This is a genomic window from Bradyrhizobium sp., from assembly GCF_017881085.1.
Classification (GTDB): domain Bacteria; phylum Pseudomonadota; class Alphaproteobacteria; order Rhizobiales; family Xanthobacteraceae; genus Bradyrhizobium.
Window position 1 is genome coordinate 1 of record NZ_JADGRI010000055.1, and the last position, 20,976, is coordinate 20,976.

The following is a 20,976-nucleotide window of genomic DNA, read 5'->3' on the forward strand; positions in this document are numbered from 1 at the left end:
GGCCCGGGCCCAGGTGGCGGAATTGGTAGACGCGCTGGCTTCAGGTGCCAGTGGCTTAACGGCCGTGAAGGTTCGAGTCCTTTCCTGGGCACCATTTGCGCCCAAGCCCGCAATCCAACATCATTCCGATCCTCGGATATGCGCCAGCAGCTTCATCGCGTGCTCGGCGCGACGGAGGGGCTCGAGGCTGCGATAGGTTCGCGCCAGCAACAGCGCGCCTTCGAGCTGGCCGAGCACCAGGGTGGCGGCCAGATCCGCATCGCCCGCCGGCATGCCGAAGCGGAACAGCCCGCGCTTGATCTCAAGCTCCCATTTCTGGAATGCGTTGCGGGTCGCTTTGCCCAGCACTTCGGATTGCGACGCGGTTTCCAGCGCGGTGGTCGCGATCGGACAGCCTTCCCGGTAGTCGGAGCGCTCGAGATCCGACGCCATCGCGCGTACGATCTGCAGCAGAAAGCCTTCGGCGTTCTCCGATGCCTCGGCGGCACGGGCGATGCCCTGGCGCACGGCTTCGGCCGACAGCGCTAAAGCAGCTTCGCCAATTTGCTCCTTGCCCTTCGGGAAGTGGAAGTAAAGCGAGCCGCGCGGAGAACCTGCCGTGGCCAGAATGTCGTGCAGCGCGGTACCATGGTAGCCCTGCTGGCGAAATAGCCTCGCTGCCGCCGCCAGTGTTTTCCCTTTGGAATCAGAAGCTTTTGCCATCCTCCGAAAATATCAATTGCAGATAGGTATGTCGACCTTCATAATATGCAGGACGACATACATACTATCGAATTGGCCCCACTTGCGGCCGCCGAAGCCAGGGAAACGCGGATTCTCGAACCCAACTTGTGGAAGGATCGCTATGAAACGCTCGCTGGATATTGCCGCCACCGTCTTGACCACGCTGTTGCTGCTCGGCTTCGCGGTGTTGTCGTTCCGCGGTTTGATCGATCCGCAACCGGCCTCAGCCCGGTTCGGCACCCCGGTGTCGGATGCCGCGGGCGCCCTGTTTTACCGCGTCTATCTTTCCCGCAATCTGGTCATCGTCGTTTCGGGCGCGATCTTCCTGCTCTTAAGGCAATGGACGGCGCTGGCCATCCTGATGACGATAACCGCGACGCTTCCGCTGTTCGACATGTCGGTGCTGTCGCTGAACGGCGTTACGCCGCCGGTATTTCACCCCGCCGCGCTGGCGCTGCTCGCGATCGCCGCCGCGCTGCTGTGGCGGCGTGCTCGCGTGGCCAGGATTTTGGCGAAAGCGGCATAATCTCCTGGTGCCGCCGGTTGATCGACCGCTCGCCTCCGTCGGATTTGAGCGGTAGATTGGTCGCCGTCGATTCGACAAGGCCCGAGAGATCAAGACCACATGACCGTACGCCTGCATCGCGGCGATCTGCCCGATTTGTCCCGTTACACCGATTCAGTGGCGATCGATACCGAGACCATGGGCCTGCACCCGCATCGCGACCGGCTCTGCGTGGTGCAGCTTTCGAACGGCGACGGCAGCGCCGACGTGGTGCAGATCCCGAAGGATCACGGCAAGGCCAAGACGGAGGCGCCGAACCTGAAGGCGCTGCTCGCTAATCCGAAAATCACAAAGATTTTTCATTTCGCGCGGTTCGATCTCGCTGCCCTCTACAACGCTTTCGGCGTGATGCCGCAGCCGGTGTACTGCACCAAGATCGCCTCACGGCTGTCGCGCACCTACACCGATCGCCACGGCCTGAAGGATCTGGTGCGCGAGGTGCTCAACATCGATCTGTCGAAGCAGCAGCAATCGAGCGATTGGGGCGCGCAGAGCCTGAGCGAGGCGCAACTCGCCTATGCGGCCTCCGACGTGCTGCATCTGCATGGACTGCGCGAACGGCTCGATGCCATGCTCGCCCGCGAAGGCCGCCTGCAACTGGCGCAGGCCTGTTTCGAGTTTCTGCCGACGCGCGCCAAACTCGATCTGCAGGGCTGGGACACCGAAGACATATTTGCCCACTCTTAGGGGCAGGCGCCGGAACGGCGTCTTGAAGCGGCCGCCGCCCCGTTTCGGTCACACTGGTAACGCGAGGTCCCCCCTGCATAATCCGGCAGGACCGGGTAGAATGGGGGAGCGCAATCAGCTTGGCGGATCATGCGCTCGAGCCAGCGCTTCGGAGCCGCGGTGAATTCGGTCCAGAACCCAGCCTATCAAGCCGGAATGGAAGCGCGCTTCGCCGTCGCGGCGCGCCACAGCCGGATGGTGCGGCTGCTGCGCGTCGCGGTGCCGGCGGCCGTGATCCTGGCGATGGCCGGTATCGTCGCGGTGTCGGTCTTCAATCCGTTCCGGATGCTGTTGCCCAAGCTGCCGGTCGACATGGACAACCTCGTCGTCTCCGGCACCAAGATCACCATGGAATCGCCGCACCTGTCAGGTTACACGCCGGACCGGCGGCCCTACGAAGTCTGGGCAAGAACCGCGACCCAGGACGTGACCGATCCGGATCATCTCGATCTCAGGACGTTGCGGGCCAAGGTCTTGATGGAGGATCAAACCACCACGGTCACGCTCGACGCCCGCACCGGGCTGATGGACACCAAGCAGCAATTGCTGGACCTGCATAAGGATATCTTCCTGCAATCCTCGACCGGCTATGAAGCGCGGCTGTCGCAGGCCTTTGTCGATCTCGGCAAGGGCACGGTGACCTCCGATGAGCATGTCGATGTCAAATTGCTGAACGGAACCCTGTCCTCGGACAGGCTCAGGATTACCGGCGGCGGAGAGGTCGTGAGGTTTGAAGGCAACGTGGTGATGAATTTGGACAATCTGGGAGAGCCCGAGCAGCCTGCCAGTGCTCCTGCAGCTCCCACAGCACCTGAACCCGCGCCAGCCCATTCCGGCAAGCCGCGGCCCTCGTCGACCAAGACCGGCAACCCCAAATGATTTTCGAGATGATGTTTTCTCCGCACGGTACTTGGTTCAGGCGGATCGCGCAGGGCGCGATCGCCTTCACGCTCGCGATGATGGCCGCCGGTGACGCCGGCGCGCAAAACGCGGTCACGGGCGTGCCCAATGCGATGCAGGGCTTTTCGCAGAATCGCGACCAGCCGATCCAGATCGAGGCCGCCAGCCTCGAGATGCGCGACAAGAAAAAGGAAGCGACGTTCTCCGGCAACGTGAGGGTAGTACAGGGCGACACCACCATGACGTCAAAGATACTGGTGGTGTTCTACGATTCGACGCCGACCCCAGCTACGGCGCCGGCGGCTAATTCGAAGGCGGCGAAAGGGGCGCCGATACCGGCGGCAGCTCCCGGTCCCGGCGGCAGTTCGTCGATCAAGCGGCTGGAGGCGCGCGGCAACGTGGTCGTCACCCAGAAGGACCAGGTCGTGACCGGGGAGACCGCTGTGTTCGACACCAAGACCAATCTGATCACCATGCTCGGCGGCATCGTGCTGACCCAGGGCAAGAACGTGCTGCGCGGCGACCGGCTGATGGTGGACATGACGACCGGCGTGTCGCGGGTTGAATCCGACTCAGGACGGGTACAGGGCCTGTTCCAATCGTCCGGGCAGGGCGGCCCGGCGATACCGGGAACGCAGCCTTCGCCAACCCCGCTCGCGCCGAATGGCTCAATTAAACCGAAATAGGATCAGTCACTTATAGAATATCCGGGGGTCATGAGGTTGAAGCCCGCAGTATCAGCCCGTATCTAACGGCGAGGGCGGATCGCGCCTAAACTCTTGAAAGAGCGCATGATCTTCTCGCCAAACCGCCCGCGCCTTGGCCGATCATGCGCCGCGGCGCTGTTCGCGCCTCGAATCGAGGGTGTTGCGCTGGGCAAGCGACATCCATTCCTTCATGTTGCTCGAGGCGAATCGAGTAGCCCGCGGGGTTGCGGGATCACCGTGAAAGGCTGAGTGAAGCGGGGATGGTGGATTTACTCGGCATGTTCCGTCGCCGGCCGGCCAAGCGCAGTGCGCCCGGTTTTGCGCGCTCGCGCGCGGACATCACCGCGCTCGGCGACAGCATCGGCGAGATGCAGTCCAGCCCGATGCGCGATGCGCCCCCGATTGCCCGCGACGCGCCATCGCTGAGGCCGGAACCGCCGCGAGCCGAAAAGCCGAGAGCCGAGAAACCAAAAGCCCGGCCCAAGACCAATGGCGGCGGGGCGCAGCCGCCGCGGCTGCTGCAGCGGCCGGGCTATCTGGCTGTGCATAGCGTGGAAAAGAGTTTCGGCAGCCGTCAGGTCGTGCGCGGCGTCAGCATCTATGTCCGCCGCGGCGAGGCGGTCGGTTTGCTGGGCCCGAACGGCGCCGGCAAGACCACGGTGTTCTACATGATCACCGGCCTGATCAAGGCTGATCGCGGCACCATCGAGCTCGACGGCCACGACGTCACCAAGCTGCCGATGTATCAGCGTGCAAGGCTCGGCATCGGCTACCTGCCGCAGGAAGCTTCGATCTTTCGCGGCCTCACGGTGGAACAGAACATCCGCGCCGTGCTCGAGGTCGTGGAGCCCTCGAAGAAGAAGCGCGAGGCCGAACTCAATTCGCTGCTCGACGAATTCAACATCACGCGCTTACGCAAAACGCCGTCGATTGCGCTGTCCGGCGGCGAGCGACGCCGCGTCGAGATCGCGCGCGCCCTGGCGACGCGACCGAATTACATGCTGCTCGACGAACCCTTTGCCGGCATCGATCCGATCGCGGTCGGCGACATTCAGGATCTCGTCCGTCATCTCACCAATCGCGGCATCGGCGTGCTCATCACCGACCACAATGTGCGCGAAACGCTCGGACTGACCGACCGTGCCTATATCGTCTATGCCGGGGAGATCTTGACCGAGGGCAGTCCGGATGAAATCGTCAATGATCCGGATGTACGCCGTCTCTACCTTGGCGAGGAATTTCGCCTTTAACCCTTTCGGGAAATCCCCCCTCTAGTCCGATTTTCTCATTCGTCAAGCCGTGTACATCGGCTTTGGACTAGTTTAAGCAAGAATTGGACCAACTTTCAGGGAACGGTTCTTGCTTCTATGGCACTGACGCAGAGATTAGAGTTCCGCCAGTCGCAGTCGCTGGTGATGACGCCGCAGCTGATGCAGGCGATCAAGCTGCTGCAGTTGTCCAATCTCGACCTGTCGGCCTTCGTAGAAGAGGAACTGGAGCGAAATCCGCTGCTGGAGCGCGCCAGCGACGGCCCCGAGGCCCCGGTGGCGGGCGAGCCGGCGATGCCGGAGCGGGCCGAATACGCCGATTCAGACGGGTCCGGCGCGATCTATGGCGAGGAGTCCGGCGGCGAGCGCTCCGAGATGGCGAGCGGTTCGCCCGGCGACGGTTTCGAGCCTGGCCAGGAAGAGTGGATGAATCGCGACCTCGGCAGCCGCGCCGAGATCGAGCAGACGCTGGATACCCCGCTCGACAACGTCTTTACCGAGGAGCCGGCCGAGGCCGCCGCGCGTACCGCCCAGGATGCGGCCCCCACCGCGTACACCGAATGGGGCGGCGGAGCCTCCAACGATGAGGCCTACAATCTCGAGGCCTTTGTCGCCGCCGAGGTGACGCTCGGCAGCCATCTTGCCGAACAGCTCGCGGTGGCGTTCACCGAACCCGCGCAGCGCATGGTCGGCCAATATCTGATCGACCTCGTCGACGAGGCCGGTTACGTGCCGCCGGATCTCGGACAGGCCGCCGAACGGCTGGGGGCGTCGCAAGCCGACGTCGAGGCGGTTCTCGCGGTCTTGCAGAAATTCGATCCGCCCGGCGTCTGCGCGCGATCTTTAAGCGAATGCCTGGCGATCCAGCTGCGCGAGCTCGATCGTTACGACCCCGCGATGCAGGCGCTGGTCGAGCATCTCGATCTCCTGGCCAAGCGCGACATCGCGTCGTTGCGAAAACTCTGCGGCGTCGATGATGACGATATCACCGACATGATCGGCGAAATTCGCCGTCTCGATCCGAAGCCGGGTTTGAAATTCGGCTCGACGCGGACACAGACCATGGTGCCCGACGTCTACGTGCGGCCCGGGCCCGACGGCGGTTGGCACGTCGAACTCAACAGCGACACGTTGCCGCGCGTATTGGTCAACCAGACCTATTACACCGAGCTGTCGAAGACGATCCGCAAGGACGGCGACAAATCCTATTTCACCGACTGCCTGCAGAACGCCACCTGGCTGGTGCGCGCGCTCGACCAGCGCGCCCGCACCATCCTGAAAGTCGCAACCGAGATCGTGCGCCAGCAGGACGGCTTCTTCACCCACGGCGTGGCGCATCTGCGGCCCTTGAACCTCAAGGCGGTGGCCGACGCGATCCAGATGCATGAATCGACGGTGTCGCGCGTGACCGCCAACAAATATATGGCTACCAATCGCGGCAGCTTTGAATTGAAGTATTTCTTCACCGCCTCGATCGCGTCCGCCGACGGCGGCGAGGCCCATTCGGCAGAGGCGGTGCGTCACCACATCAAGCAGCTGATCGATGCGGAAGACCCGGCGCTGATTCTCTCCGACGACACCATCGTGGAACGATTGCGCGCAACCGGCATTGATATCGCCCGTCGCACGGTCGCGAAGTACCGCGAAGCGATGCGCATCCCGTCCTCGGTGCAGCGGCGCCGTGACAAGCAAAGTATGCTCGGTAATGCCCTTTCGGCCCCTGCCGCGTCATCCGACCGGTCCCGCGATACCCAGCCTGCCTGATTGCGTCCCGGCCAAATCGGGATAGTGTCGGTTCCCCTCCTGACTAATCGAGGCATCAAAAATGACTCTGCGGATTTCCGGAAAGAGCATCAATGTCGGCGACGCACTGCGCGGCCGCGTCAGCGAACGCACCGATGAGGTGCTGCGCAAATATTTCGATGGCAATTATTCGGGGCACATCACGCTGAGTAAGGATGGTTTCGGCTTCCGCACCGACTGCGCGCTGCACCTGGATTCCGGGATCACGCTGGAAGCCGATTCCAACGCCGCCGACGCCTATGCTAGCGCCGACCAGGCGCTCGTGATGATCGAAAAGCGGCTGCGCCGCTACAAGAGCCGGCTGAAGGATCGCTCGGCTCGCAAGGCCCACGCGGCTTCCGCGGCGCTCGCGGAGATGACCGCGCCGACGCTGGACGCGCCGAGCTATGTGATCGAGGCTCCGGCGGAGGGCGACGAGGAGGTCACCGGCTATAGTCCCGTCATCATCGCCGAGGCGACCACCTCACTGAAGCGGCTTTCGGTCAGCGAAGCCGTGATGGAACTCGACCTGAGCGGCGCTGCCTGCATCGTGTTTCAGCATGGTTCCAGCGGCCGGGTGAACGTCATTTACCGGCGGCCGGACGGCAATATCGGCTGGATCGATCCGCCGGTGGTTCAGCCGGGGGGATAGGCCCGGCCGGCATTGACGCCCCAAACGGCCCTCCCTATGGTCCGCGGCCCCCGAGGGAAGGGCCCTGGAACAGGGTCGCGGCAGTTGGCACCGGTCTTGCGTTGGAGTAGAAGCGCCCCAACTAGGACGCAGGTGTAAGCCGGTCTCCCGCCTCATCTTCCTGAAGCCGCCCGCTCGAGCCTGTATCGCAACCTTACGGTTTAATTCACCTCGGAACGCCCCATGACGATTACCGACCTGGTCGCACCCGAGGCGATTCTCCCGGCTTTGAAGGTCAACAGCAAGAAGCAGGCGTTGCAGGAACTGGCGGCGCGCGCCTCGGCTTTGACCGGGCAGAACGAGCGGACGATTTTCGAGGTCCTGCTGCAGCGGGAAAAGCTAGGCACCACCGCGGTCGGCTACGGCGTCGCCATCCCGCACGGCAAGCTGCCCAAGCTGGAAAAGCTGTTCGGCCTGTTCGCCCGCCTTGAGCGCCCCATCGATTTCGAGGCCATGGACGGCCAGCCGGTCGATTTGGTGTTTCTGCTGCTGGCCCCGGAAGGCGCGGGCGCCGACCACCTGAAGGCGCTGGCCCGGATCGCCCGGCTGTTGCGCGACCAGGACGTCGCCAAGAAGCTGCGCGCCTCGCGGGACGCGCCGGCGATCTATTCGGTGCTGGCGCTGCCGCCGGCGACCGCCGCCTGAACTGCCACTGTCAATACCCTGATCGCGACGCGCGTCGGCTGGATTACCCCAAAGCCGAAATACCCTGGTTCAGCGGACCGAGGCGCACCGGCGTCGTTTGAACCTTGGCGCCCCTTGTTCAGACACAACGAGGCTGGGTGGAATTAAGGGACCCAGTGAATAGGCCTGCGCCGCCGAGCGATTATATTCCGCTCAGGCGGCGTTGTGCATTCGATGGATCAACCGGTCGTTGCGGTGGCCGTGGATGCCAGCGTATGCGCGAGGTACCGTTCGGCTGCCGTCATGTGACCTTGCCCGTCGTCGCAAATAAATTTACGCGCAAAAAACGCGCGAGCTGTCCTTGGCCAAGCCAGGAAGAGACCCGCGCGTCGCGAATTCTTATATCGTTCGGGGACAGCCGCAGGCGGCTGCATCAGTCGGAGCAACAACAGCCCGCGTCAGCAAAAGTTCAGTGAACGCTGACGGCCTGCAGTTCGTTACTCCAGGCATTGGCGATCGCGGCTTCCCGGCTGTCGGTCAGCATGATCGGCGTGCCGTCGGCGGCATGCAGCGCGAAAAGCTTCAGGCCCGGCGCAATCTTCGGCGCCTGGGGAAACAGCCCCGGCACGTCCTCGGAACGGATCTGCTTCACATAGGCGATATGACCCTCGCCCAGGGTCGCCAGCGACTCCGTGGAGACGCCCGCCGGCTCAAACACAACATTACCTTCAGTCATGGTCTCGACTCCTCTATCCAGACTAAGCGGTCGAGTCCGCTACTCGTTCCATTATTCATGTTCATTGATAGCGATTGTCTTAACGATCCTTTCCGGCTCGGGCCGGGCTAGATCGATGGACAACAACCCGTTTTTCAGGTCCGCGCCCAGCACCTGCATCCCCTCCGCCAGCACGAAGGTGCGCTGGAAGTGGCGCGCGGCAATGCCGCGATGGATGTATTGCCGGGCCTTGTCGTCCTGCTGGCGGCCGCGGATCACGAGCTGGTTTTCCTCAATAGTTACATCGAGTTGGTCGCGGGTAAATCCCGCCACCGCCAGCGTGATTCGCAACCGTTCAGGCTGGCCGTTGGCGCGGTCGCACCTCTCGATATTGTAGGGAGGATAACCGTCGGCGCCCTTGACGACGCGATCGAGCGCACGCTCGATTTCGTCGAATCCCAGCAGGAACGGACTGGATAACGTGGGAACACGAGTCATTTTATTTACAAAGCCCTCTCGAAGCGACTTTGGCATTTCAGGGCCCTTGCGGCGCCCCATGGTGACTGGGTGGCGGATCTGCCCTCCGGTCAACAGGCAATATGGGCATGATTTGGGGGGTGTTCAAGCGCCTGCGGAACCACGGGAATCCCGAGATTGCCGGCGCGAGGCTCCGGTTCATCGCCGCGCGATGCCCCGGAACGACCGCTACAGCTCGATCCGCTTTCGGCCGTCGACGCTGAACAGGTGCAGTTTTTCGCGCGGGGCGACGGCGCGGATGCGCTCGCCGATGGCAGGCGCGATCGCACCGGGAATTCGCACGATCACCTCGCCCGGCGGCAATTCCCCAGGGTTGGCGGCGACACCCTGCGCCTCGTGCCGGCGGGAACCGTAGATGAAGGTCTCGGCGCCGACGCGCTCGATCGCCTCGACCGTGAGGTCCAGCGCAATGCCGCCGGCGGCGCTGTCGCTCGAAATGACAAGATCCTCCGGGCGGATGCCGAGAAGACCGGCTTCATTCGCTGCCGCGCTGCCTTCGAGCTGCGATTTGATTTCGTCCGAGCGCAGCGGCAGCAGATTCATCGGCGGCGCACCGATGAACGACGCCACGAAGGTCGTCGCCGGCTTCTGATAGATGTCGAGCGGGTTGCCGATCTGCTCGACCTGGCCGCCGTTCATCACCACCAGGATATCGGCGAGCGTCATCGCCTCGAGCTGGTCGTGGGTGACGTAGATCGAGGTGGTGTTGAGCCGGCGCTGCAGCTTGCGGATCTCGACGCGCATCGCGATGCGCAGCTTGGCGTCGAGGTTCGACAAGGGCTCGTCGAACAGGAACACTTTCGGCTGCCGCACGATGGCGCGGCCCATTGCGACGCGCTGGCGCTGCCCGCCGGACAATTGCCGCGGCTTGCGGTCGAGCATGGCGCCAAGTTCGAGGATGCGCGCGGCGTCCTGGACGCGGCTCTCGATCTCCGGCTTGGGCATGCCGCGGTTGCGCAGGCCATAGGCCATGTTGTTGTAGACGCTCATATGCGGATAGAGCGCGTAGTTCTGGAACACCATGGCGATGTCTCGATCGGCCGGTTCGATCGCGTTGACGATGCGACCGCCGATATCGATCTCGCCGCTGGTGACGGTCTCGAGTCCCGCGACCATCCGCAACAGCGTCGACTTGCCGCAGCCGGAGGGGCCGACCAGCACGCAGAACTGGCCGTCGCCGACCTCGAAATTGATGCCCTTGATGGCCTCGAAGCCGCCGGCATAGGTCTTGCGGACGTTGCGCAGAACGACGTTAGCCATCTCTGTCCCTACTTCTCGGTCTCGACCAGGCCGCGCACGAACAACCGTTGCATGAACACCACCACCGCGACCGGCGGCAGCATGGCCAGCACGGCAGTCGCCATCGCCAGTTGCCATTCCGCCAATTCATCCGTCGTGGTCAGCATTTTCTTGATGCCGGTTACGATCGTCTGCATCGAATCCTGCGTCGTGATGAGCAGCGGCCAAAGATATTGATTCCAGCCATAGATGAACTGGATCACGAACAGCGCGGCGATGGTCGTGACCGACAGAGGCAGCAGCGTATCCCAAAAGAACCGGAAAGGTCCGGCGCCGTCGATACGCGAGGCTTCCAGCAGTTCGTCCGGCACGGTCATGAAGAATTGCCGAAACAGCAGCGTCCCGGTAGCGGACGCGATCAAGGGCAGGATCAGTCCCGCATAGGTATCGAGCATGTGCAGATCGGACACCACCTTATAGGTCGGATAGATGCGGACTTCGACCGGCAGCATCAACGTCACGAAGATGATCCAGAACGCAGCCTTGCGGAACGGAAAGCGGAAATATACCACGGCATAGGCCGACAGGATCGAGATGAAGATCTTGCCGACGGCGATGCCGGTGGCGGAGATGAACGAATTGAGCAGGAGGTGGCCGACCGGTTCGCGGCTGGCGTGCGAGCCTCCGACGAAGATCGCGCGGTAATAGTTTTCCAGGGTGTGACCGCCCGGCAAAAGCGGCATGTTGCCGCCGATCACCGTGACCGCATCGTGCGTCGATGCGATCATGGCGAGATAGACGGGGAAGGCGACGATAAATACGCCAAACGTCAGGATGGCGTAGGCGATGATGTCGTTCCACGGGCGGTGCTCGACCATCAGTATTGCACCTTGCGCTCGACATAGCGGAACTGGATGGCGGTCAGCGCGATCACGATCGCCATCAGCACCACCGATTGCGCCGCCGAACTGCCGAGATCGCCCCCGAGCCGTCCATCGGCATAGACCTTGTAGACCATCGTGGTGGTGGCGCCGGCGGGGCCGCCGCCGGTTACCGCGTCGATGATGCCGAACGTATCGAAGAACACGTAGACCACGTTGACGACCAGCAGAAAGAACGTGGTCGGCGACAGCAGCGGAAACACGATGGTCCAGAACCGCCGCATCGGCCCGGCGCCGTCGATCGCGCCGGCCTCGATGACACTTTTGGGGATCGACTGCAGGCCCGCCAGAAAGAACAGGAAATTGTAGGATATCTGCTTCCAAACCGCGGCCATTACCACCAGGATCAAGGCGTGGTTGCCGTTCAAGAGCGGATTCCAGTCAAAACCCATCCAGCGCAGCGGCCGCGCCAGTGTGCCGAGGGTGGGATGAAACATGAAGAACCACAGCACGCCGGCCACCGCGGGCGCTACCGCATAAGGCCAGATCATGAAGAGCTTGTAAGCGGGGGCCGCCTTGAGATTCTTGTCGGCCTGGGTCGCGAACAGCAGCGCAATCGATAGCGACAGCGCGGCTACCAGCGTCGAGAACACCAGCGTCGTCAGCATGGCCTTGTAGTATTCCGGCTGCGCGAACAGCGCCTGGTAGTTCTCCAGGCCGATGAATTCCGACGACAGGCCGAACGCGTCCTCGCGCAGGAACGATTGCCGGACCGCCTGGCTCGCAGGCCAGTAGAAAAATACGAATGTGATGGTGAGCTGCGGCACGAGCAGCAGATACGGAAGCAGCTTGCCGTTAAAAAAAGCAGACTTTTCCATTCAGGACGACGTGTTCATTCGGAAGTCCGGCTTCTTGCCCGAGGCGAGAAAACCTCCCTCTCCGGTGCGAGAGGGAGTTTTGACGGATGGCTTACTTGGCGGTCTTCTCGAACGTCCGCAACATGGTATTGCCGCGGGCTACCGCCGAGTCGAGCGCTTCCTTGGCCGTCTTCTGGCCTGCGAGTGCGGCCTCCATTTCCTCCGCCCAGATGTCGCGCATCTGCACCATGTTTCCGAAGCGTAGACCGCGCGAATTCTCGGTTGGCTCCTTGTTGGTGAGCTCTTTCAGTGGCGTCTGCAGGGTCGGGTTCTTTTCGTAGAAGCCATCCGCCCTGGTCTTTTCGTAGGCTGCCTTGGTGATCGGCAGGTAGCCGGATTCCTGATGCAGCTTGGCCTGGCGGTTGGTGTCGGACAGGAAGGTGAAGAATTTCGCGACGCCCTTGTATTCCTCAGGCTTCTTGCCGCCCATCACCCACAACGACGCGCCGCCGATGATCGAGTTTTGCGGAGCGCCCGCGACGTCGGGATAATACGGCATCGGTGCCGAGGTGAAATCGAACTTGGCGGTGCTCTTCGCGGTCGCGTAGTAGCCCGAGGAAGTCATGAAGATCGCGCATTCGCCGGAACCGAAACGGCTTTCGCTGGCGTTGGCGCGCCCGGAATAGTCGTAGGTCTTGTCTTTCTGCAGGTCGATCAGGTTCTGCAGGTGCTTGACGTGCAGCGGCGAATTGAATGTCAGGACCGTGTCGAAACCGTCGAGCCCGTTCGCCTTGGTGCCGATCGGCACGTTGTGCCAGGCGGAAAACTGTTCGATATGTGCCCAGGTCGCCCAGGCATTGGAGAAGCCGCAGGTGGCGTGTCCCGCCGCCTTCAGCTTCTTGGCGGCGTCGAACACTTCCGGCCAGGTCTTCGGAATCTCGGCGACGCCGGCCTTCTTGAGTTCGTCCTTGTTGATCCACATCACCATCGACGAGGAGTTGAAGGGGAACGAGAGCATGTCGCCCTTGGAGGTCGAGTAGTAGCCGGTGATGGCCGGAAGATAGGCCTTCGGATCGAACGGCTCGCCGGCATCCTTCATCAACTGGTAGACCGGCTTGATGGCGCCGGTCGCGCTCATCATCGTCGCGGTTCCGACCTCGAACACCTGCATGATGTGCGGCGCGTTGCCGGCCCGGAACGCGGCGATACCGGCGTTCATGGTGTCGGGATAGCTTCCCTTGAAGGACGGCACGACCTTGTAGTCGGACTGGCTGGCGTTGAAATCCTCGGCGAGTTTGTTGACGATGTCGTTGTTGCCGCCGGTCATGGCGTGCCACCACTGGATCTCGATAACCGCATGCGCGGGTGTGGCGCCAAGCGCAAGCGTGACAGCAACCGCCGCAGCAGCGCTAAATTTGCGAAGAGACATCAAAATCCTCCGGGTTAGGGCCATCATCTTCGTTTGGCGCGATAACAGCGCTGGATGACGTGCAAATGACCGTATAGGCGAAAGAATGGTATTGGCAAAGCGCGCGCCAAGGGAAGCGGAAAAAAGCGGACGCGGGCGACGTTTGGGCTATCAGGTCGTCCCCGGCGGGTCCGGCGTTCGCCGGGACGACGTCGAATTGCTCAGCGCTTGCGCTCCGGCCCGCAGACGATGCCCTTGGCGACCAGGGCATCGATCTCGCCCTTGGAATATCCGAACTCGGTCAGCACCTCGGTCGCGTGCTGGCTGAAATTCGGCGGCACGCGGCGCAGGCTGGGCTTGCTGCGCTCCATGCGAACCGGCGAGGCGACCCCCTTGTACCAGTCCTTTTCGATGACATCGCCGCGGTGGACGGTGTGGGCGCTGGTCAGCGCCTGGTCGATCCTTTGCACCGGTCCGGCGGGCAGGCCCGCGGCGAGCAGGCGGTCGCACAAGGGCCCGGCGTCGTGCTGGCTGAACACGGCGGCAAGCTCGGCGCGCAGCGCCTCGCGGTTGGCGATGCGGTCCTTGTTGCGGGCGAAACGCGGATCGTTGGCGAGCTCGGGCTTGCCGATTTCCTTGGCCAGCTTGCGGAAGGTGCCGTCATTGCCGACGCCGATGAAGATGTTGTCGGTGCGGGTCGGGAAGATCGCGTAAGGCACGAGGTTCGGATGCTCGTTGCCGGTCAGGGAGGGCGGCTTGCCGTGCATGAAATAATTCGCGGCATGCGGATGCATGATGGAGAGGCCGGTTTCGTACAGCGTGGTTTCGAGAAACTGCCCCTGGCCTGATTTCTGCCGCTCCGAAAGCGCCATCAATATCCCGATCGTCGCGTAAAGCCCGGTCGAGATGTCGACCAAGGGCACACCGATGCGCATCGGCCCGCTTTGCGGCGAGCCGGTCGCGGCGATCATGCCGGTCATGGCCTGGATGATGGCGTCATAGCCGGGATTGCCGCCGCGCGGGCCGTCGGCGCCGAAGCCGGAGATCCGGCAGTGCACGAGTCTGGGAAACTTCGCACGCAGCACGTCGTTGCCGATGCCCCATTTGTCGAGCGTGCCCGGCTTGAAATTCTCGATCAGGACGTCGGCGCCCTCCAGCATCTTCATCAGCACGATGCGGCCGCCCTCGGAGGCGAGGTCGAGCCCGATCGAGCGCTTGTTGCGGTTGATGCCGACGAAATAGGCCGCGTCTTCGCCATGGAAGGGCGGTCCCCAGTCGCGCACCTCGTCACCCGCGGGCGGCTCGACCTTGATCACGTCGGCGCCGTGATCGGCGAGGATTTGCGTGCAATAAGGTCCGCCGAGAACCCGCGTGAGGTCGATCACGCGCAATCCGGCCATCGCGCCGGGGGCAGTTTCAGTCGTCATGGCGTTTTCTTGCGAAGTTCATGGAGAGACGTCGGAGCCATTAAGCATCACCGACGCTTCTTCGCAAATCCGCGCAAGCGCAGGCAGTTCAGTCCCGCGGAATGGCCCGCCGGTGATCGTGACGGGCCGTTCGAAGGGTGTGGGTCACACGACGGTCAGGCGGACGTCCACATTGCCGCGAGTCGCGTTGGAGTAGGGACATACCTGATGGGCCTTCTCCACCAGCGCCTCGGCGTCCGCACGGGGAATGCCGGGCAGGGAGACGGCGAGCTCGATGTCGAGGCCAAAACCGCCGGCCGAACGCGGACCGATGCCGACGGTCGAGGTCACCGAGGCGTCGGCGGGCACTTTCGGGCCGCCCTGCGAGGCGACGAATTTCATCGCGCCGATGAAGCAGGCGGCATAGCCGGCGGCGAACAGCTGCTCGGGATTGTTGCCGGCGCCACCGCCCCCGCCCAGTTCCTTCGGCGTGGTGAGTTTGACGTCCAGCGCCCCGTCGAGCGTGGCAGCATGGCCATCCCGGCCGCCGGTGGCCTTTGCGCTGGTTCTGTAAAGCACGTTCACGGACATCGAGAACTCCCTTGGTTGCGGTGTCGATGCCATCTATATTGCTCACAATTGAATTGTGCACAATATGAAATAGATGAGTTCACATTTAATTGTGCGCAATTGAATACCGGGCCGCTCCGGCCCACAATGGGGACCGGGGCGCGCTGTCCCGTGGCGAGGCTGAAAATGGCGAAGAAACAGGCGGCGGACGCGCCGCTGCTTTTGGGCAATCAGATCTGCTTTGCGATCTATTCGACCGCGCACGCGTTCAATCGCGTCTACAAGCCGCTGCTTGACCGGCTTGGCCTGACCTATCCGCAATATCTGGTCATGCTGGTGCTGTGGGAACGCGACGGCGTTCCGCTCAAGGATATCGGCGAACGGCTGTTCCTGGATTCCGGCACGCTCACGCCGCTGCTCAAGCGGCTGGAGGCGGCACAGCTCATCAAGCGCACGCGCAGCACCGCGGATGAGCGGCAAGTGCTGATCGCGCTCTCCTCCCTGGGGCAGGCGCTCAGGGAAAAAGCCAGGACCGTGCCGCAGTCGATCCTCGCCGCCTCGGCCTGCTCCATGGCCGAACTGTCGGCCATGAAGAACGACCTCGTCGCGCTGCGCGACCGGCTCAATGCGGTCGCGGGGGAGTAGGCGGGAGGTTTGTGCGGACAAGAAGCGTTAAAGTCGCTTCTTTGCAAATGCCCGTCCGGAATGAGATTTGAGATATTCTCGAATTCCAACGCTTTGTATTTATCCGGGAAGGCGCAGTATCAGATCAATTCCCAAGGCTTGGACTTGGCGGTGTGGGTTGACTTGCGGGCGTTATGTTCCGGTAGCCGCCGTTTCAAATCCGCGGTTGCACCGACGTATTCCTGTTCGGGAAAATTGATGCTGCGGATGATGTAGACGTACCACATGGGCGCTCACGCACGGCCGCACCATCAGAAGGCGTATTCCAGCCCGTCTTCGCCCTTCGGGCTACGCCGGGCGCCACGCTTCGCTTTCTGCTCTTGCGTGGCTGCGCCACGCGTAACCGAAGGCGAAGCGTGGTGGAGCCAGGCGGGATCGAACCGCCGACCTCTTGCATGCCATGCAAGCGCTCTCCCAGCTGAGCTATGGCCCCATACGCCGCGCGGATGGCTTTAGATCAGATCGCCATCCCGCTCTACTGCTTTTTGAGCATGATCTTTCCGGAAAACCGGTTGCCACTTTTCCGGATCATGCTCGGCCCGCGCGCCTTGGGCGACTCGCGGGGAAAACCCTGAACACAGTTCAGGGCCGACCTCAAGTCTCCTCGTCGCCGCCGACGTCGCCGATGATGTCGGTGACGTCCTCGTCGCCTTCCTCTTCGTCGGCGATGAAGGTGGAATCGTCGTCGTCATCGTCTTCGATGGTCTCGTCGATCTCGATGTCGTCTTCCGATTCGGGAACCACTGCCTTGACCTTGCCGGTATTTTCCTCGGCGTCGGCTTCCTCGAGCGGCACCAACTCTTCGGCCTCGACCGGTTCCGGTGTTGCCTCGGCGGAAGCGGCGGCGGCTGCGGCACTCGCGCGCGCGGCAGCATCCGCGCGGGTCCGCGGCGGCGGCACGGGCGCAATCGGCACGATCTCACCGGTATAGGGCGAGATCACCGGGCTCTTGTTCAGGTCATAGAACTTCTTACCCGTGGTCGGGCAAATGCGCTTGGTTCCGAGATCGGATTTGGCCACGTGTGGAATCCTGGGAATTTTTTGAAAAACGGTGCTTCACTTGGCTAGTTGAGGCGCTGCTGTCAATAGCGCTTTGCGAGAGCTAGATGCCAGCGTGACGCAGCGCGGCCCATGTGATACCTGCCGCCCGCGCAGAGGACACAATCTTGACCCAATCAGATCGCCTTGCCGACCAGCCCAGCCCGCTCGAAGCCCGCCCAAGCGGACCGCTGACCGGCAAGGTCCGCGTACCCGGCGACAAGTCGATTTCGCACCGTGCCCTGATTTTGGGTGCGCTGGCGGTCGGCGAAACCCGGATTTCGGGCCTGCTGGAGGGCGAAGACGTCCTCAATACCGCCAAGGCCATGCGGGCACTGGGTGCAAAGGTGGTACGGTCGGGCGATTTCGCCTGGGTCGTGCATGGCGTCGGCGTGGCCGGGTTCGCGCCGCCGCAAGCCGCGCTCGATTTCGGCAATTCCGGTACCGGCTGCCGGCTGGTGATGGGGGCGGTGGCCGGATGCCCGATCACGGCGGTTTTCGACGGCGATGCCTCGCTGCGGTCACGGCCGATGCGGCGGGTGCTCGATCCCCTGGAACTGATGGGGGCAAAGGTCGGTTCGAGCGGGCAGGGCGGCCGCCTGCCGCTGACGCTCGAGGGCGCGCGCGACCCCCTGCCGATCCTCTACCGGACGCCGGTGGCCTCGGCCCAGATCAAGTCCGCGGTGCTGCTGGCGGGGCTGTCCGCGCCGGGTGTCACCACCGTGATCGAAACCGAGGCCAGCCGCGACCATACCGAGCTGATGCTGAAGCATTTCGGCGCCGAAATCGTCTCCACGCGGGAAGGCAGCCATGGCCGTCGTATCGCGCTCACCGGCCAGCCCGAACTGCATGGCGCTGACGTCGTGGTGCCGGCCGATCCGTCGTCGTCGGCGTTTCCGATCGTGGCCGCCTTGATCGTCGAAGGGTCCGATCTGGTTCTGTCCGATGTCATGACCAATCCGCTGCGCACAGGTCTGTTCACGACGCTGCGCGAGATGGGCGCCTCGATCGACGAGACGGAAGTCCGCGGCGATGCCGGCGAGCCGATGGCGCAGTTACGGGTGCGCGCCTCCAAACTGCGCGGCGTCGAGGTGCCGCCCGAGCGCGCGCCCTCGATGATCGACGAATATCTGGTGCTGGCGGTGGCGGCGAGTTTTGCCGAAGGCACCACCATCATGCGCGGCCTGCAGGAATTGCGGGTCAAGGAATCCGACCGGCTGGAGGCCACCGCCGCCATGCTGCGCGTCAACGGCGTCAAGGTGGAGATCGTTGGCGACGATCTGATCGTCGAGGGCAGGGGCCACGTGCCCGGCGAGGGCCTGGTGGCGACCCATATGGATCACCGCATCGCGATGTCGGCGCTGGTGATGGGGCTGGCGGCTGATAAGCCGGTGAAGGTCGACGATACCGCCTTCATCGCCACCTCATTTCCGGATTTCATCCCGATGATGCGTTCGCTGGGGGCGGAGTTTTCATGATCATCGCCATCGACGGACCCGCGGCGTCGGGAAAAGGCACGCTTGGCAAGCGGCTGGCCAAGCATTACGGCTATCGCCACCTCGATACCGGCGTGATCTACCGCGCGGTGGCCAAGGCGCTGCTGGACGCCGGCGCCGACCTGACGGACGAGATGATCGCGGTTTCCGCGGCCCTGGCCCTCGATCCCGAAAAGTTCGGCGATCCCGTCCTGAAGACGCAAAAAGTGGGCGACGCCGCCTCGGTGGTCTCGGCGATCCCCAGGGTGCGCGAGGTTCTGCTCAATTTTCAGCGTCAATTCGCCGCCGATCCGCCCGGCGCGGTGCTCGACGGCCGCGACATCGGCACCGTGATCTGCCCGGATGCCGACGTGAAGATTTTTGTCGTCGCCGACCCCAGGGTTCGCGCCCGCAGGCGGACCCTGGAAGCCCGGGCGCGCGGCGAGGACGCCGACGAGGCCGCGGTGCTGGTGGATATCCTCAAACGCGACGAACGGGACCAGAATCGCCCCGTTGCGCCTTTGAAACCGGCGAAGGATGCTTACTTGCTCGATAACTCCCATTTGGATATAGAAGGCGGCGTCCGGGCCGCCATCGACATTGTCGAGGCCGTCCGAGCGGGCCGGCAGCGGGTTTAATCCGCTGCCGTCATTGGAGGAAAGCCCGCTCCCGTTCTTGAACTGCGATATCCCGAGGTCGATTGCCTCGTTCAGGCTCCGGACAAATTTATTCAACGTATCGAACGTGCAGGCATGCTGCCGGCCCGCTGTCGCGATTTTCCGCCGATAGCGGTCGTCAGGGTTTGCGGAACCCTGACACTTCACGCGCGATACGCCCTTTAACCCGAATGGCCGGCGATACCCGCATCTGGAGAACAAATGGCTTCGACTGCTACTTCCTATAATCCTTCCCGCGACGATTTTGCCGCGATGCTCGACGAGTCCTTCGCCGGCGGCAACCTGCAGGAAAGCTCCGTCATCAAGGGCACCGTTGTCGCGATCGAGAAGGACATGGCCGTCATCGACGTCGGCCTGAAGACCGAAGGCCGCGTGGCGCTGCGCGAATTCGCCGGGCCCGGCCGCGAAAGCGAACTCAAGGTAGGCGACGTGGTCGAGGTGTTCCTCGACCGCATCGAAAATGCGCTCGGCGAAGCCGTGCTGTCGCGCGACAAGGCGCGCCGCGAGGAAAGCTGGGGCAAGCTCGAGAAGGCCTTCAACAATAACGAGAAGGTGCACGGCGTCATCTTCAACCAGGTCAAGGGCGGCTTCACCGTCGACCTCGACGGCGCGGTGGCCTTCCTGCCGCGCAGCCAGGTCGATATCCGCCCGATCCGCGACGTCGCGCCCCTGATGAACAACTCGCAGCCGTTCCAGATCCTCAAGATGGATCGCCGCCGCGGCAATATCGTGGTGTCGCGCCGCACGGTTCTCGAAGAGACCCGTGCCGAACAGCGCCAGGAACTGGTGCAGAACCTCGAAGAGGGTCAGGTCATCGACGGCGTGGTCAAGAACATCACCGATTACGGTGCGTTCGTCGACCTCGGCGGCATCGACGGCCTGCTGCACGTCACCGATATCGCCTGGCGCCGGGTCAATCACCCGACCGAAGTCCTGACCATCGGCCAGACCGTGAAGGTCAAGATCATCAAGATCAACCACGAGACCCACCGCATTTCGCTCGGCATGAAGCAGTTGCTGGACGATCCGTGGCAGGGCATCGAGGCGAAGTATCCGCTGAACGCGCGCTTCACCGGCCGCGTCACCAACATCACCGACTACGGCGCGTTCGTCGAGCTGGAGCCGGGCATCGAAGGCCTGATCCACGTCTCGGAGATGTCGTGGACCAAGAAGAACATGCATCCCGGCAAGATCGTCTCGACCTCGCAGGAAGTCGAAGTGCAGGTTCTCGAAGTCGATTCGGTCAAGCGCCGGATTTCCCTCGGCCTCAAGCAGACGATGCGAAATCCCTGGGAAGTCTTCGTCGAGAAGTTCCCGGTCGGTTCGGTGGTCGAGGGCGAGGTCAAGAACAAGACCGAGTTCGGCCTGTTCCTCGGGCTCGAGGGCGACGTCGATGGCATGGTGCATCTGTCCGATCTCGACTGGAAGCTTCCGGGCGAGCAGGTGATCGACAACTTCAAGAAGGGCGACATGGTCAAGGCCGTGGTGCTCGATGTCGATGTC

22 protein-coding genes, 2 tRNA genes and 1 pseudogene are annotated in these 20,976 nt (G+C 63.0%); 13 read left to right on the plus strand and 12 right to left on the minus strand.

What is annotated here, in order from left to right; all coding sequences use genetic code 11:
* The first annotated feature begins 7 nt into the window (after nucleotides 1-7).
* Nucleotides 8-94 (plus strand) — tRNA-Leu (locus QZ213_RS07760).
* Nucleotides 95-120: 26 nt separating this feature from the next.
* Here QZ213_RS07760 and QZ213_RS07765 read toward each other — a convergent pair.
* Nucleotides 121-702 carry a TetR/AcrR family transcriptional regulator gene (locus tag QZ213_RS07765; protein WP_291685483.1) on the minus strand — a complete coding sequence of 194 codons (582 nt, stop codon included), beginning with the start codon at nucleotides 700-702 and terminating at the stop codon, nucleotides 121-123.
* A gap of 142 nt (nucleotides 703-844) precedes the next feature.
* On the opposite strand from QZ213_RS07765, the gene QZ213_RS07770 reads away from it, so the two are divergent.
* The 8 genes from QZ213_RS07770 to ptsN all read left to right on the plus strand — a co-directional run bounded on the left by QZ213_RS07770 (nucleotide 845) and on the right by ptsN (nucleotide 8,007).
* Nucleotides 845-1,249, plus strand: a complete 405-nt coding sequence (locus QZ213_RS07770; protein ID WP_291685484.1) for a DUF4267 domain-containing protein — start codon at nucleotides 845-847, stop codon at nucleotides 1,247-1,249.
* 99 nt (nucleotides 1,250-1,348) lie between these two features.
* A complete protein-coding gene (locus QZ213_RS07775; RefSeq protein WP_291685485.1) occupies nucleotides 1,349-1,975 on the plus strand; it encodes a ribonuclease D in 627 nt (208 codons plus the stop codon).
* A 159-nt stretch (nucleotides 1,976-2,134) separates the two neighbouring features.
* Entirely contained in the window at nucleotides 2,135-2,893 is a 759-nt protein-coding gene (gene lptC / locus QZ213_RS07780) for an LPS export ABC transporter periplasmic protein LptC (protein WP_291685486.1), read from the plus strand.
* A complete protein-coding gene (locus QZ213_RS07785) occupies nucleotides 2,890-3,600 on the plus strand; it encodes an LptA/OstA family protein (RefSeq protein ID WP_291685487.1) in 711 nt (236 codons plus the stop codon). Before lptC ends, QZ213_RS07785 begins: the two co-directional genes overlap by 4 nt.
* A 281-nt stretch (nucleotides 3,601-3,881) precedes the next feature.
* Complete coding sequence (gene lptB, locus QZ213_RS07790; protein ID WP_291685488.1) at nucleotides 3,882-4,871, plus strand: LPS export ABC transporter ATP-binding protein; 990 nt, start codon at nucleotides 3,882-3,884, stop codon at nucleotides 4,869-4,871.
* A gap of 117 nt (nucleotides 4,872-4,988) precedes the next feature.
* A complete protein-coding gene (gene rpoN / locus QZ213_RS07795) occupies nucleotides 4,989-6,653 on the plus strand; it encodes an RNA polymerase factor sigma-54 (protein WP_291685489.1) in 1,665 nt (554 codons plus the stop codon).
* A gap of 61 nt (nucleotides 6,654-6,714) precedes the next feature.
* Nucleotides 6,715-7,323, plus strand: coding sequence for a ribosome-associated translation inhibitor RaiA (gene raiA, locus QZ213_RS07800; protein WP_291685490.1), 609 nt, complete (start codon nucleotides 6,715-6,717; stop codon nucleotides 7,321-7,323).
* 222 nt (nucleotides 7,324-7,545) lie between these two features.
* Nucleotides 7,546-8,007: a PTS IIA-like nitrogen regulatory protein PtsN gene (gene ptsN / locus QZ213_RS07805; RefSeq protein WP_291685491.1), complete on the plus strand. Its 462-nt coding sequence runs from the start codon at nucleotides 7,546-7,548 to the stop codon at nucleotides 8,005-8,007.
* Between the two features lie 448 nt (nucleotides 8,008-8,455).
* Here the strand turns inward: ptsN and QZ213_RS07810 are convergent, their stop codons facing one another.
* The 8 genes from QZ213_RS07810 to QZ213_RS07845 form a co-directional block, all read right to left on the minus strand.
* Complete coding sequence (locus QZ213_RS07810) at nucleotides 8,456-8,722, minus strand: DUF1150 domain-containing protein (RefSeq protein WP_079565749.1); 267 nt, start codon at nucleotides 8,720-8,722, stop codon at nucleotides 8,456-8,458.
* A gap of 51 nt (nucleotides 8,723-8,773) precedes the next feature.
* Nucleotides 8,774-9,199: an Hsp20 family protein gene (locus QZ213_RS07815; RefSeq protein ID WP_291685503.1), complete on the minus strand. Its 426-nt coding sequence runs from the start codon at nucleotides 9,197-9,199 to the stop codon at nucleotides 8,774-8,776.
* Between the two features lie 207 nt (nucleotides 9,200-9,406).
* Nucleotides 9,407-10,498 carry a sn-glycerol-3-phosphate import ATP-binding protein UgpC gene (locus QZ213_RS07820; protein ID WP_291685492.1) on the minus strand — a complete coding sequence of 364 codons (1,092 nt, stop codon included), beginning with the start codon at nucleotides 10,496-10,498 and terminating at the stop codon, nucleotides 9,407-9,409.
* A gap of 8 nt (nucleotides 10,499-10,506) precedes the next feature.
* Complete coding sequence (ugpE, locus tag QZ213_RS07825; protein WP_291685493.1) at nucleotides 10,507-11,355, minus strand: sn-glycerol-3-phosphate ABC transporter permease UgpE; 849 nt, start codon at nucleotides 11,353-11,355, stop codon at nucleotides 10,507-10,509.
* Nucleotides 11,355-12,236 (minus strand): sn-glycerol-3-phosphate ABC transporter permease UgpA, encoded by an 882-nt coding sequence (gene ugpA / locus QZ213_RS07830; RefSeq protein ID WP_291685494.1) that lies wholly within the window; start codon nucleotides 12,234-12,236, stop codon nucleotides 11,355-11,357. The genes ugpE and ugpA overlap by 1 nt, the downstream gene beginning before the upstream one ends.
* Nucleotides 12,237-12,327: 91 nt before the next feature.
* Nucleotides 12,328-13,644: a sn-glycerol-3-phosphate ABC transporter substrate-binding protein UgpB gene (ugpB, locus tag QZ213_RS07835; protein ID WP_291685495.1), complete on the minus strand. Its 1,317-nt coding sequence runs from the start codon at nucleotides 13,642-13,644 to the stop codon at nucleotides 12,328-12,330.
* A 200-nt stretch (nucleotides 13,645-13,844) separates the two neighbouring features.
* On the minus strand, nucleotides 13,845-15,050 hold the full coding sequence (locus tag QZ213_RS07840; RefSeq protein ID WP_291685496.1) for a CaiB/BaiF CoA-transferase family protein: 1,206 nt from the start codon (nucleotides 15,048-15,050) through the stop codon (nucleotides 13,845-13,847).
* 144 nt (nucleotides 15,051-15,194) lie between these two features.
* Nucleotides 15,195-15,620, minus strand: coding sequence for an organic hydroperoxide resistance protein (locus tag QZ213_RS07845; RefSeq protein WP_291685497.1), 426 nt, complete (start codon nucleotides 15,618-15,620; stop codon nucleotides 15,195-15,197).
* A 165-nt stretch (nucleotides 15,621-15,785) separates the two neighbouring features.
* Here QZ213_RS07845 and QZ213_RS07850 point away from each other — a divergent pair, with 165 nt between their 5' ends.
* Entirely contained in the window at nucleotides 15,786-16,244 is a 459-nt protein-coding gene (locus QZ213_RS07850; protein WP_291685498.1) for a MarR family transcriptional regulator, read from the plus strand.
* Between the two features lie 27 nt (nucleotides 16,245-16,271).
* Here the strand turns inward: QZ213_RS07850 and QZ213_RS07855 are convergent.
* The 3 genes and pseudogenes from QZ213_RS07855 to QZ213_RS07865 all read right to left on the minus strand — a co-directional run bounded on the left by QZ213_RS07855 (nucleotide 16,272) and on the right by QZ213_RS07865 (nucleotide 17,303).
* Nucleotides 16,272-16,510 (minus strand): annotated as a pseudogene (locus tag QZ213_RS07855) (GIY-YIG nuclease family protein).
* Between the two features lie 130 nt (nucleotides 16,511-16,640).
* Nucleotides 16,641-16,716, minus strand: a tRNA-Ala gene (locus tag QZ213_RS07860).
* A gap of 161 nt (nucleotides 16,717-16,877) precedes the next feature.
* Nucleotides 16,878-17,303 (minus strand): TIGR02300 family protein, encoded by a 426-nt coding sequence (locus QZ213_RS07865; protein WP_291685499.1) that lies wholly within the window; start codon nucleotides 17,301-17,303, stop codon nucleotides 16,878-16,880.
* A 146-nt stretch (nucleotides 17,304-17,449) separates the two neighbouring features.
* On the opposite strand from QZ213_RS07865, the gene aroA reads away from it, so the two are divergent.
* From aroA to QZ213_RS07880, 3 genes are all read left to right on the plus strand, one after another.
* The gene (gene aroA / locus QZ213_RS07870; protein WP_291685500.1) at nucleotides 17,450-18,799 is read left to right on the plus strand and encodes a 3-phosphoshikimate 1-carboxyvinyltransferase; all 1,350 of its coding nucleotides are present in this window, start codon (nucleotides 17,450-17,452) and stop codon (nucleotides 18,797-18,799) included.
* The gene (cmk, locus tag QZ213_RS07875) at nucleotides 18,796-19,434 is read left to right on the plus strand and encodes a (d)CMP kinase (protein ID WP_291685501.1); all 639 of its coding nucleotides are present in this window, start codon (nucleotides 18,796-18,798) and stop codon (nucleotides 19,432-19,434) included. The genes aroA and cmk overlap by 4 nt, the downstream gene beginning before the upstream one ends.
* Nucleotides 19,435-19,674: 240 nt before the next feature.
* The coding region (locus QZ213_RS07880; protein WP_291685502.1) for a 30S ribosomal protein S1 at nucleotides 19,675-20,976 on the plus strand (1,302 nt) is incomplete at its 3' end.